Source organism: Vibrio sp. NH-7 (assembly GCF_053643215.1).
On sequence record NZ_CM132187.1, the window covers coordinates 2,971,260 to 2,983,784 of the forward strand.

10 protein-coding genes are annotated in these 12,525 nt (G+C 47.8%); 6 read left to right on the forward strand and 4 right to left on the reverse strand.

All coding sequences use genetic code 11. From position 1 onward, the window contains the following. Positions 1 to 110: 110 nt before the first annotated feature. The 6 genes from ACUALS_RS13825 to ACUALS_RS13850 all read left to right on the forward strand — a co-directional run bounded on the left by ACUALS_RS13825 (position 111) and on the right by ACUALS_RS13850 (position 7,895). On the forward strand, positions 111 to 1,436 hold the full coding sequence (locus ACUALS_RS13825; protein ID WP_454448539.1) for a serine/threonine protein kinase: 1,326 nt from the start codon (positions 111 to 113) through the stop codon (positions 1,434 to 1,436). A gap of 1 nt (position 1,437) precedes the next feature. Next, entirely contained in the window at positions 1,438 to 2,889 is a 1,452-nt protein-coding gene (locus ACUALS_RS13830) for a chromosome partitioning protein ParA (protein ID WP_454448540.1), read from the forward strand. Further along, the gene (locus tag ACUALS_RS13835; RefSeq protein WP_005475111.1) at positions 2,889 to 3,464 is read left to right on the forward strand and encodes an ECF-type sigma factor; all 576 of its coding nucleotides are present in this window, start codon (positions 2,889 to 2,891) and stop codon (positions 3,462 to 3,464) included. Before ACUALS_RS13830 ends, ACUALS_RS13835 begins: the two co-directional genes overlap by 1 nt. Further along, positions 3,461 to 5,017 carry a hypothetical protein gene (locus tag ACUALS_RS13840; protein ID WP_454448541.1) on the forward strand — a complete coding sequence of 519 codons (1,557 nt, stop codon included), beginning with the start codon at positions 3,461 to 3,463 and terminating at the stop codon, positions 5,015 to 5,017. The genes ACUALS_RS13835 and ACUALS_RS13840 overlap by 4 nt, the downstream gene beginning before the upstream one ends. Positions 5,018 to 5,208: 191 nt before the next feature. After that, positions 5,209 to 7,518, forward strand: coding sequence for an acid phosphatase (locus ACUALS_RS13845; RefSeq protein WP_454448542.1), 2,310 nt, complete (start codon positions 5,209 to 5,211; stop codon positions 7,516 to 7,518). Positions 7,519 to 7,643: 125 nt separating this feature from the next. After that, complete coding sequence (locus tag ACUALS_RS13850) at positions 7,644 to 7,895, forward strand: DUF6482 family protein (RefSeq protein ID WP_038192511.1); 252 nt, start codon at positions 7,644 to 7,646, stop codon at positions 7,893 to 7,895. 35 nt (positions 7,896 to 7,930) lie between these two features. Here the strand turns inward: ACUALS_RS13850 and ACUALS_RS13855 are convergent, their stop codons facing one another. From ACUALS_RS13855 to ACUALS_RS13870, 4 genes are all read right to left on the reverse strand, one after another. Continuing rightward, positions 7,931 to 9,181 carry an NADH:ubiquinone reductase (Na(+)-transporting) subunit B gene (locus tag ACUALS_RS13855; RefSeq protein WP_454448543.1) on the reverse strand — a complete coding sequence of 417 codons (1,251 nt, stop codon included), beginning with the start codon at positions 9,179 to 9,181 and terminating at the stop codon, positions 7,931 to 7,933. A gap of 149 nt (positions 9,182 to 9,330) precedes the next feature. Then, positions 9,331 to 10,284: an SPOR domain-containing protein gene (locus ACUALS_RS13860; protein ID WP_454448544.1), complete on the reverse strand. Its 954-nt coding sequence runs from the start codon at positions 10,282 to 10,284 to the stop codon at positions 9,331 to 9,333. Between the two features lie 158 nt (positions 10,285 to 10,442). Further along, the gene (locus tag ACUALS_RS13865) at positions 10,443 to 11,381 is read right to left on the reverse strand and encodes an ABC transporter permease (protein WP_005475087.1); all 939 of its coding nucleotides are present in this window, start codon (positions 11,379 to 11,381) and stop codon (positions 10,443 to 10,445) included. Positions 11,382 to 11,383: 2 nt separating this feature from the next. Then, the gene (locus ACUALS_RS13870; RefSeq protein ID WP_005475081.1) at positions 11,384 to 12,361 is read right to left on the reverse strand and encodes an ABC transporter permease; all 978 of its coding nucleotides are present in this window, start codon (positions 12,359 to 12,361) and stop codon (positions 11,384 to 11,386) included. Positions 12,362 to 12,525 lie beyond the last annotated feature (164 nt).

Consider the following 12,525-nt stretch of genomic DNA (forward strand, 5'->3'; position numbering starts at 1 on the left):
GATTTATCAAATAAGACTCAAGTATTCTCAAATTCGATAAATTTAGTAAGAAAGACACCCGGTTTTTCTATAGACTGTGCCGATAAAAATGAAATATAAACTGACGTTCAGTGAAGCTAGATTCAAGTAAAACCGAAGTGTATTACTTGCTGTTGGATTTAGATGACCAGCAAAAAAGAGAAGCGCTAGACAAGCTCCAAAAGCACCAACCCGAACTGTATCAACAAGTTGCGCCACTAGTTGCGGCTGAAAGCTCTGATCATCTTGATCAGTTGTTTCAGTTCACTTTTGAGCATAGTGCCTCTTCGCAAGTAGACTATACCGATCAACAAATCGACAAATACCACATTCTCCATGAGCTCGGCCGTGGAGGAATGGGCGTGGTTTACGCTGCCTGTCGTGCTGATAAAGCCTTTGAGCAGAAGCTCGCCATCAAACTCCTGCAATCCGATTTAGCCCAAGTGTTCGACAATCGAGCGCTATTTGGTGAAGCGCAACTGCTGGCGAAGCTCAATCACCCTAATATTGCCAAAGTCTTCGATGGCGGAATCCACAATGGCGAAGTCTACATTGTGATGGAACATGTCGAAGGCACATCGCTCGATACATTTCTTAGTCAACACGCTCTTTCTTTGACACAAAAATTGAACCTGTTTGGTCAAGTATGCAGCGCGCTGGAGTACTCCCATCACCAAGGCATTGTTCACGGTGATATTAAGCCGGAGAACATCTTGGTTGATGAGTATCAGCACATCAAACTGATTGATTTCAATCTCACTCAGAAAGCGAATGTCTCATTGGGTTACTCTGAGTGTTTAACCGCATTTAGCAAAGCGTTCGCCAGCCCAGAGCAACAAGAAGGCAAACCGGTGACCGCCAGCAGCGACATTTATGCACTCGGTAAATTACTGATGTGGCTATGCCCTCATCAAGCCCGTTTTTCCGACCTAGGCATGATTCAGCAGCGCGCAACAGAACACCATAGCGCCAAGCGTTTTGGCTCGGTTACAACGCTCAAGCAAGACATCGAAGCCCTGCTTGAGAAAAGACCTATCTCACTCAAACGTCACGTGCCGTTTTATCGCAGCTTGCGCTTGTTTCAACGCAACCCAGTTATCAGTTCTTTGTGCCTATTGCTGATCGGTTTAGGCGGCTACTTCTCGTCTTCTCTTGCGTATAAAAATCAGCAACTGGAACACGAAAAGCGCATCGCTGAGAACATGATCTTTGAGGTTTCTAGCATGATGTTTCATTCCAAAAGCCAAGCCGCGCAACAAATGCCGCTCCCGTCGTTTCTGGACCTCACGCGTCGCCGGATTCTAGCCAATCCCGACATGCCCAAACACATCAAGCAAAAGTTGCTTCTCGTGATGATGACGCCAATCGAAGAGAAAGCGGCGTCGCCTTCCTCAACAGACAAGGACAAAGTCAAATAAAATGCGCACCTCAACACTTTTAACCAACGTATTGCTAATGAGTGTGTCAGCAATGAGCCTTGCCCAACCTGACAACATTCAAACAGGGTTCTTTATTGATGCGCCTGTGACGGGCTTGCACTACCAAACCAGCTCGCAGCTCTCTGGACAAACCGAGAAAGGCGCGTTCCAGTATCGCCCCGGTGATGTGATCAGTTTTTATCTTGGTGACAACAACCGCCGTTACTTGCTCTCTACCGTGTCGGCTCAAGAAGTCATAACACCGACATCCATATCAACCAAGCCCAGTCGCAGTATCAATATCACCCGACTGCTGCTCTCGTTAGACAGCACACCGGAGAATCGTAAAGAGATTCTGCTGCTTGATTCGCAGCTCAGCAATCGTGAGTTTCAAGACAACCTAAGAACACTAGATTTAAACCAGTTGGTGGACGCTGACCTACAACGGCTCACCCAATCACAGCCCGCGTCTGTCAGCGACGCTGTCGAGCACCTCAACGAGAGCAATGTCTACATTCGTGACCATTTTCAGTCAGAGGCGATTGTGTTTGAGCCACTTAACCTCGAACTGCAAAACGTTATCGTCAAACAGCGTGACGGTAATGGCCGCTTATGTGCCTATGATGTGAGGCTCAAAAACCACCCTCACTATCGCCCGCCGATTGGTAGCTTAACCTATCGCATCACCGCCGACTCGGTGATCGAATACCCGAGCCTTGGTGACCACTTCAATGGCTGTCAGCTTCAGCCAAGTGAACGCAAGCACACTATCACCACCCCCATCGAACACTATCCTGATGACTTTGGCACCTTCCATTGCGCGAACCGGGGCTGTACTCGCAATGACCTTAATGGCTTTGCTATTGATGACTTCAATGACGAAGGGGATTGGAAATACCGCTCGTTGGCAATCAATTTCGACCCGACCACTCAGCTATTGATGGAGAAATCTCAAGGTCTTGGACAAACCGACAAGGTCACTCGACCGAATAAAGGTGAGATGCTGTGGTTTACCTACCCGAAACACCAATATACCCAAATCGACTATCAAGGCGTATGGCAACAAACCACCTACCACCAAGGTGAGCTTCAAGAAACCTGCCTTCTAATCGAACAGAGTCGTATCAAGCAAAGCAAGCTCATTGACGGTCAATGCCCAACACAGGCGCGCGACTACGCAGAGGATGTCACTCATGCCTATGGCGATATGTGGTGGGTCTCGCCGGAGTCGCCAACCGCATCAATCGAACAGCTCAATTTAATTGTCCGCTGGTATCAACCCAAACAACCAAAGCCTCTTTACACCACGTGGGAATATCTACCCGCTGGAAAATCGTGGGACAAGGGTGTTCTGTATCGCTACCAACAAAACCTCACTCGCAGTGCGCACGGTGATGAACAGTTAGACACCTACTCCATCTCTGAATTTGTAAAAGTGCAGGAGACCATTTAGTGACGACCAAACATTCACTGACTGAAATCATCCAACTGTGGCAAGCGGGTGACAAACAGGCAGAAAACAAACTCTATCAATTTGCGTATTTGCAGTTGAGGAAAATTGCTCAGCAAGAGCGAGCTCGCAGCGCAGAAAAATATGGCGATGAAAACCAAGTACTCGCTGATAGTGTCAACAGCACTACCGCGTTGATCCATGAAGCCTACTTGAAGATGTCGACCGCCGACCTCAGCGACGTACAATCTCAACGCGAGTTCTACCTGATGGCCGCGAAGATTATGCGTCAGATATTGATCGATAACTCGCGGGCGCATCAAGCACAAAAGCGTCAGCAGCAAGCTGAAGAGCAAGACTGCCAACAGCATAAATTCGAGCAACTGTTTATCCTTGACCGTGCGTTAGACAGTTTCAGCGTCCGCTATCCGAGGCAATCCAATGCGCTCAAGCTCAAATATCTGATGGGACTAAAAAACCAAGAAATTAGCCAACTGCTTGAGTGCAGTAATAGCCTGATAGAAAAGGACCTTAAGTTCTCTCGCAGCTGGCTACAGGCGAGAATGACACTGTCATGAAAAAACGCGTTACCGCCGCTATTGTCACGCTTGGCGCATTCATTGGCTGGTGTGTGTTCCCCCTTCAAGTGAGTACACACACTGCCCCTGACGAAATCAAACCTCGCCACCAAGTGTTAACCCTAACGCCCACTCCTTCGGCCACGGCAAAAGACCAAGTGAAAGGACCACGCACTGTTGAAGTGGCTAAGCAGCCTAACCCTAGCGCGGCATCGGAAAGTAAGCCACCGGACGAACCAGCGAAAGCGCCACAGGCAGAACGTCAAGACGAGCAATTGCCACTCGAGGAGTCCGTTGAGCCAACCACTAGCACGCTCATTACTCGCGACACGCAAGTTCACATGGCAAGCCGTGAAAACTCGCCCCCATTTATCGTCGAAGAGGAATACCAACGGCTTCTCACTCTTATCAATCAATGGCCGCTCACTGTGGGGGAGCCTGCCCAGTTTAAGCTCAATATCAGTAACTTATTTGATGACCCAGACAACGATCTGCTTGCCACTCGCATCTCCTTGAATCTCGCGGGGATGAGTCTGAGCGGAGGTCCAATACTCACCATCAGTGGCACCCCCGCCTCTACATCCAACCCATCACTGACAATCTCCGCCCGAGAGAGTGCTCAGTTTGAAGAGAACTGGATAAGCGCACGGTTTGCACTGCCACTGCATGATCGTTTGGCCCATGCTCAACATCCGCTAGAAGGCGATATCCTCTATCGACTTGAAACGACTCATGAGCTGAATGGGCAATTTACCCTCTACGAAGTGGTTTACTGCCAAGCGTTTCAATTCACTCAGCAAGAGGTCTACTTTGCGGCATCAAACAATAAAACGTCATGCCCGACAGAGTCTCAGCTACAGAAAATTGGCAGTTATTACCTCGACGGAGATAAGCTCATCATGGCTAGCCAACTTTCCAGTCTCGATGCGGACCAAATATGGACACTCAAACATCAGTACTCATCCAACGTGTCGCCAGAGGTGAGCAACTATTTGGTGGCCATTGATAATGGTCGAAAGTTTGAAAGCTACACCATGCAAAAATCACGCGCTGAAATGGAGAAAAGGCTCACAGCGGTAACGGGGCAAAAGCAGTTTCAATTGACCAAATTTGACTACCTACTGCCACTTCCAGATGACCAATACCTGCCCATTGAGGTGGGCAATTATCTTTATGATTACGGCCATCAGGTGGTGGGGCCAAACAATGAAACCGTCGACTCGGATCTGAATCTCGTCGCGCCACAGCACAACCTAAGCTGCGCTCAAATTGCCAAGTGGTATCAAATGGATGTGGTGGGTGGTCTAGGTGAGTATGGTATCGACATCATTTCATCGTCTGACCACACCATTCCAGACCACAATGTGGAGTGTGTTGAGTTTCAAAGTAATAGTGTGACAGGCCGAATATCTATCGCCTTTGATGGCGCTTACACGCCGTACGACAAGTTCGCGGAAGGAGAAATATACAGCTATATTCTCAGGCCTTATCCGCAGTACGCTGAACGGTTAGAAGAACTTAAAATCAATATGATTTATCGTTCAACCCCTTAGCTCCCCTTCTGCCAAAAATTGAGCAAATAAACCTAAATTAAATTACGGTTTTTGCTCTGCTTTTCGTGTCTTGAGTTTATTAAGTAGAGGTTATAAAAAGTGACTAATTTATCAGCGAACTAAACTTTTGGCTTAGAGTTTGGTTCGCTGAGTACAAACAAGCAGCTTAACCAAGCAAGGAACAATTCAGAATGAAAAAGATCAGTTTACTGGCAACATCAGTGGCAATCGCACTTACCGGCTGTGGCGGCGGTTCGGGTGGCAGTGGCGATGATAACGTTGCACGTCAAGGCGTGGTGCTTACAGGCTTTGATGGTTACTTTAAAAATGCCGTGGTGTTTATCGATAACAACCAAAATGGCAGCTGGGAGCCAAGCACCGATAGCTTCTTGGGTCTGACAAACAGCAAAGGCCAGTTGGATGTTGGCGAGACCAAGCCTGAAGGCACGTTGGCGATTCAAACCCTGACACCGGGTGGCACAGCGCAAGGTAAACTGATCGCGATTGACTCAGAGAAGTATGCTGGCATTTACACGGTTGATATGGACCTACCAGGCCAACCAATGGAGCATGAACTCGTGTTCCGCGCGCCAAATTCATCAAACGTGATCTCTCCTATCACCGATCTTGTCGCCATTGAGGTAAGCAAGGGCAAAACCATCGAACAGGCGGAAGCCGCGGTTGCCCAAGCACTTACAGGTGACCCATCGGGTGACATCGATCTCTACTCTGACTACGTGGAAGGGGCAAAAGCTGACTCAAAGCTGCACAAAACTGCGCAAATTCTAACTGAAACAAAAGCCGCAAACCCAAGCACCTACCACGATGCTGCCACAGCAATTGCTAAAGAAGCGGACAAAGCAGTTGAAGCCATCGCACAGAGCAAACCTGAACTGCTTGACGAAGACAGCTTCAAACCCGTTGTCCCAGTCGATACTGACGGCAACGTCACGGAAATTCCATCAGGTGAGATTGAAAACCCAAGTTATAAAACCACCGTCAACGATGATGTCTACGACGCGGTGCAAGAAGCGCTAGATGATGTCGAACTCGAATTAGGCATGCAAGGTGCGAGCAACTATCTTGTTCAATTGGACCTGAAAGGCCTATTTGAAGATAAAGACGTTGACGAAATCGATCTCGGCTTAATTAAAGTTGACGACACCGCACTTGCGGGTAGCAATATCAAAGCGGTATATGACTACGACAACAACAAACTCAACATTGGTGTTAGCAAAAGTGACAAGATTACCAAGGCGGGTGAGTTTGAAATCATCGTCATGATCGGTAACTCAGACAATACCAATTACACGCCTGCCTATTTCACTCTCGAAGTGGATGAAGGCGATGCCACAAAGCCGACCTATTTAGATGACACTCTAGCAGGTCTGCAGGTCGGTGTGGACCTTTGGGAACTGGTCGAAGGTAAAGATCTAGGTGAAGGCTACACCGTGGATTTCACCAACCTATTTGTTGGCGATAATCTAACCTTAACCTTCTCTTCAAACGCGACAGCTAACGGCCTTATCTTTGACAACATGGGCTCTGGGTTGATTGGCGTTCAGGGAAAACCTGTTCGCTCTGCAGAAGACGATGACACCGACTACACCATAAAACTGACTGCAACAGACGAGCTTGGCTTGTCGACCACTGTGGAGCTCGAGCTACCGGATGTTCAGCAAGCAGCAACACCAGAGCCAGGTCCATTACATCCATTGGAAGGTAAAACGTTGTACTTTATCGAAACACCAGAAGGCGACGATGAGGTTCAGCTGAATTACTGTGAAACCTTCTATTTGGAAAACGGTAAAGTCTACTTCGGCAGTGAGTCTTATACTGGCGATGTCACCAAGAGCTGTGCACCTGTGGCGGAAAGCGCAAGCGCAACCTACACCATTGAAGGGGACGTGATCACCATTGTCGAAGACCATTATGATCCGATGACGCTAGAGATTGCGCATACTTCAGCATTGGGTGACAACACTCGTTACATTGTAAACAGTGTCGAGCTAGACACTGGTGATGATGACTACTACTCCGCATTTGAAGCGCTGACGAACAAAGCGGATGCAGAAGGTCGACTAAGTACTCTCTCGACAGGTTCATGGGAAAATACTGCTCAATTAACCACACTCTTCATTAATGGAGATTACGTCGAGCTGTACATCACCCCACAAATGCGTAACGAAGAAGATGGTGGTAATGACGGGATTGCCGATGCCGATCTATTCATTGATAACCCAAATGGTGATATCACTTGTTCAGATATGCAAAACTCGTTTGATGGCGGCTTCTTTGGTGACCAACGCGCAAGCTTTAATGAAGGCTTCAATTGCTGGACACAGACTGAAGACGGTAAGGAATACGTAAGCTTAGACTTTGACTACAGCAATGAGTTTAGCAACCCAAGCACTCATCGCATCCACCTAATGGGCCTTACTGATCAAGTACCTTCCTTCAATATGAACATTCAGTATGTCGGTGATAGTGCTTACGACTAAATCAAGCGCCTACCAATACTAACTACAAGCCCCGCGACTGCGGGGCTTTTTCGCTCTCACATACATTTGAACTTCTGCCACCAGCCTTCGTAACAAACACTAGCATTCACACAAAGGAGCTTGTTATGAATTTGCTTATCGAGTCATTTGAAGGCGGTATTTACTTAGCTTACCGAGTTGAGAACCAGCAAAAACACCTAATCAGAGACGAAAAACAGCACCCTCTCAAATTTCTCAGCTTGGAACAAGTCAGACACCACTTTCGGGACGACTCATTTTCATCTGCCACTCTAATTCACAACAACGCCTACGATGAAATGTGCGGTGAAGATGATGGTAACTCTCCCCCACTCGAGATTGATTTATGCTGGCACTAAATGTTTAAGGCCACCCCAGTTAGGGTGGCCTTTCTTTATGCTTGGCGTTTGATCGCCCGATTGCGTCGCCGCTTTATGTTGCCTTCTTTGACTAAGTGGTCAAACAGCGGAGCAAACAAGTTGGCGAACAGAATAGCGAGCATAATCCCCTCTGGGTAGGCAGGGTTAAGCACTCGAATACCAATCGTCATTACACCAATCAACAAGCCATACGCCCACTTACCTTTATTTGTAAACGCAGCCGAGACAGGATCGGTGGCCATGAAAAAGGCACCAAATGCTAAGCCGCCTAACACCAGATGCCAATAGAACGGCATTGAGAACATTGGATTCGTGTCTGAGCCAATAAGATTCAAAAGCGTCGATGTGAGTAGCGCACCCAAAAACACACCAGCGACAATCCGCCATGACGCAATGCGCATTGCGATCAACGCTAAGCCACTCAAGGCAATCAGCAAGGTTGAGACTTCACCCATCGAGCCCGGCATGTTGCCAATAAACGCGTCGGTCCAAGATATCGCATCGCCACTGATGTTATTGATTAAGCCGTCTCCACCTGCCTCATACCACTGGCTGAGCGGCGTAGCGCCCGTGTACCCGTCCGCGGCAACCCACACCGCACCACCAGACATGTTTGCTGGGTATGCAAAATAGAGAAAAGCACGACCAGCCAGCGCAGGGTTAAGGAAATTTCGCCCCGTTCCGCCAAATATTTCTTTCGCCACCACAATACCAAAGGTGATCCCCAACGCAGCCTGCCAGAGCGGAATGGTCGGCGGCAAGGTTAATGAAAACAGGACCGAGCTAACAAAAAAACCTTCATTAATTTCGTGTTTGCGAACAACAGCAAACAGTACTTCCCAAAATGCACCAACAATAAACACCGTCATATAGATGGGTAAAAAATAGCTGGCGCCCAGCCACATTTGCGTCGACCAATGGCTGTCGACCATGGCTTGTGGAGAGCCAAATACCCAGCTCAACCGCCAACTTTGCTCGATTAAGGCAACAAGCTCCGATTGTGAATAGGTGGCAAGTAAGGCACTAACAGCCTGATGACCAGTGTTGTACATCCCCCAAAACATCACAGGAAAGGTCGCCAACCACACCATGATCATAATGCGTTTTAGATCGATACTATCTCGGACATGGGTTTGACCTTTATTCACCGCGCCTGGCGTATAAAAAATGGTCGCGGCGGCCTCATACAAAGGATAGAAACGCTGAAACTTTCCCCCAGCTTCAAAATGCGGCTCCCACCGCTCTAAACGGTCTTTAAGACTCATCACAACTACCTCTCTTTACTTGAGCTGTAGTTTCTTACGTTGTTCGAAACCAATTGGCACAAGTTGAGTGGTAATTTCGTGTATTTTTAAAGCAGAAGAAAAGAAGGGACCAGCTCCGTCACCAAACGGAGCTAAGATAAGGTTAGAGGTTACTTCACGCACATCACATTAAGTAGTGAGCTGCCTTTCAGTTGGTTGACCTTGCCGCTGTAGAATAAACCTGTTTTCTGAGCGCCCCAATAAGGTAAGTGCATTGGCCATTTGTCTTTCGCCATCACGCCAGAATCGAGCAACGCTTGCCACTCATCCGCACTCGCTAAACGCATCCCCTGTCGGTAACAGGTTTTATACGCTCTTTCGTAACTCATACGATTCCAAGGCAAATCGTGTTCCATGTAGAACTGGTCATCGCTGAACATGAGGTAAGGAACTTGATACTCAACCCCATTAATCGTTGTCGCTAAGCGAACCGAAACCTCAGTCTCTAGCTTTTTCTTTGGCGAGGACTTTGCCATATCGACACTCGGAGCGACCACGGCAGGTAACACCGTTGCGGCGCGAGCAACTTCTGGTTTTGGTTTAGGCGTGGCGACTGGTGCCGGCTTACTCGGGACTTTTTGGGGATTAGATTTAGACTCAGATTTGAGAGGTTTCGCAGGTGCGCCCCTGACAATTTCACGGATAAACGCTTCTTTGTATCCTGGCTCTTTTTGGACTTGCTTAAGCTCCGAGCTAGCCACTGAAAACTGCTTATAAGGGCCAAGTAGGCAACGATAAGTCTTACCTTCTGGTTTCAGCCAGACGTCTTTTGAGATGTGTTTGTAGAGGTTTTTGGCTTTATCAAGCGAGAGAGGCTTACTGTAAACGCCACATTGGATCCAAAACTGGGACGATTGACCTTTAGGTTTCTGCTTTCCCCAAAGCCCTTTGCCGATTGGGCAAGCTTGATCCAACTGGGGCAACTCTGTTGCTGATACCTGAATGGCATCACAGAGAAATTCTTGCGCATGCACAGACGAAGAAAACACCGGCACCGTTAACAGTGCAAAGCTCAACAGTTTCACAAAAGGTCGTTTTGGCTTTACTGCCATCCTCATATCCATACTCTATATTCCAACCTTCTAATTCTGATCCAAGCCTTTGGATAGTGTGACATTATTGACGACTCATCGCTGAGACTAAAAATAATGCAAAAAAAGAGCCGTAACACGTTACGACTCTTAGTTTAGTGAGGTTTTTATATGAAAATCTAAGGGTTAGATCAACCTTTGTAGATTTTCGGGTTAAATACATCACGTAGCCAGTCACCCAGAAGGTTAATCACCAACACTAGCGTCACCAACACAATGCCAGGAAACGCCGTGATCCACCAAGCACCTGAGAAGATGTAGTTAAAACCAATACTGATTAATGCACCCAACGAAGGCTGATCTACCGGCAGCCCCAAACCTAGGAAAGAGAGTGCCGCTTCTGACATGATCGCATTTGCAACCTGCACCGTTGAGATAACCAAGATCGGTGACAAACAGTTTGGCAAAATATGACGGAACATAATACGCGGCGCTTTAAAGCCCATGACGCGCGCTGCTTCGACATACTCTTTCTTCTTCTCTGCCAACACGGAAGCGCGTATGGTACGGGCGTATTGCGGCCACTCAGCGACACCGATAATCACCACCAGCATCACCACCGCGTATTGGCTGTAAAAGTCACTACCAAAGCTGGCTTTAAAGATAGCTGATACGATAATCGCCACCATCATGGTCGAAAACGATAATTGAACATCGGCAAAACGCATCAAGAAGCTATCAATACGACCACCAAAGTAACCCGCTGATAAGCCGATAACGATACCCAGAATCAGTTGAAGACCAACGGCAAGAAAACCGATCGTCAACGACAGGCGAGAGCCATACAGAATCGTCGAAAAAATGTCGCGTCCTTGCTCGTCAGTACCCAGCAGGAAGCGTTCATCGCCATCTTCCATCCAAGAAGGAGGAAGCTCCGAGTCCATGATGTCAATCGACGACAAATCATAGGGGTCGGTTGGAGAAATAACCGGCGCAGCCAAGGCCATTACCAAGAACATCATAAACACGGTAAAGCTCGCCATAGCGACTTTATCGCGCTTAAAGTAGTACAAGAAATCCGATTGCTTGAATCGCTCCCAGCGAGAAGGAGCTGCAGCTAATTGAGTCATGATTACGCTCCTTTACCAGTTAGATTAACCGTTGGGTTGATGATGCCGTACAACAAGTCAACAATGGTGTTGGTCACAACGAAAATTAGACCAACAAAAATGACGTATGCGGTGATAAGCGGTGTATCAACACGGTTGATTGCTTCTAGGAAAAGGAAGCCAGTTCCAGGCCACTGGAAAACGGTTTCAGTCAAAATGGTGTAAGCCACCATGGTACCGATTTGCACGCCACCAACCGTCAACACTGGCAGCATGGTATTTTTCAAAGCGTGTTGGTAATAGATCTTGTTCAGTGCCAGTCCTTTCGCTTTACCAAACTTGATGTACTCAGAGCTGAGCACTTCCAGCATTTCTGAACGAACCAAGCGAATAAACAGTGGCAACATGATGGACGCCAGTGCGATACATGGCAGAACAAGGTGTGCTAATCCATCTAATGTAAAGTAGCCCGATTCCCAACCGAGCACATTCGCGGTCTCGCCACGTCCATAAGACGGCAGCCAGCCAAGCTCAATCGAAAAGACATACATCAGCATGATCGCGGTTAAGAACACCGGGATAGAGATACCGATACTGCTGCCCGCCATCACGATTTTGGTGAAGATACTTTTTGGATGGATGGCCGAATAGACGCCAAGTGGAATCGAACAGACTATGATGATCAGTGTCGCGCCAAAGACTAACTCGAGTGTCGCAACCAATTTATCAAGAATCACTTCAACCGCTGGGCGTTTGAAGAAGTACGATGTACCTAAGTCACCTTGTAGGGCATTGCCGACAAAGCGAGTGTATTTTGTAATGAAGGGATCATTCAGACCGAGTTCGTCACGCAGAGCTTGACGCTCTGACTCTGAAACCGATTGACCAACAAGCTCACGCAGCGGGTCTCCGAGGTTATCCTGAATGGCAAACGCCACTAAACTGATCACAAACATCACTATCAGTGCCTGAAACAGGCGCTTGACCAGAAACGAAAACATTCCTTGCCCCTTTAACTTTCCATAGATTTCAGTCTGCGACTTTCTCTTTCACCAGTTGGTATTACCAAACTCGCCGCGAAATCGGTCGCAACTTTCAGTCTTAAAAATGGCACCTAACCCGACTGAAACAGAGCTAGGCACCAAAAAATGACCAAGCACTCTGC

Bases quoted from the DNA above. Each gene is read 5' to 3' on its own strand.
- ACUALS_RS13830 (WP_454448540.1), top strand. From the start codon at position 1,438: ATGCGCACCTCAACACTTTTAACCAACGTATTGCTAATGAGTGTGTCA.
- ACUALS_RS13840 (WP_454448541.1), top strand. From the start codon at position 3,461: ATGAAAAAACGCGTTACCGCCGCTATTGTCACGCTTGGCGCATTCATT.
- ACUALS_RS13845 (WP_454448542.1), top strand. From the start codon at position 5,209: ATGAAAAAGATCAGTTTACTGGCAACATCAGTGGCAATCGCACTTACC.
- ACUALS_RS13850 (WP_038192511.1), top strand. From the start codon at position 7,644: ATGAATTTGCTTATCGAGTCATTTGAAGGCGGTATTTACTTAGCTTAC.
- ACUALS_RS13855 (WP_454448543.1), bottom strand. From the start codon at position 9,181: ATGAGTCTTAAAGACCGTTTAGAGCGGTGGGAGCCGCATTTTGAAGCT.
- ACUALS_RS13860 (WP_454448544.1), bottom strand. From the start codon at position 10,284: ATGGATATGAGGATGGCAGTAAAGCCAAAACGACCTTTTGTGAAACTG.
- ACUALS_RS13865 (WP_005475087.1), bottom strand. From the start codon at position 11,381: ATGACTCAATTAGCTGCAGCTCCTTCTCGCTGGGAGCGATTCAAGCAA.
- ACUALS_RS13870 (WP_005475081.1), bottom strand. From the start codon at position 12,361: ATGTTTTCGTTTCTGGTCAAGCGCCTGTTTCAGGCACTGATAGTGATG.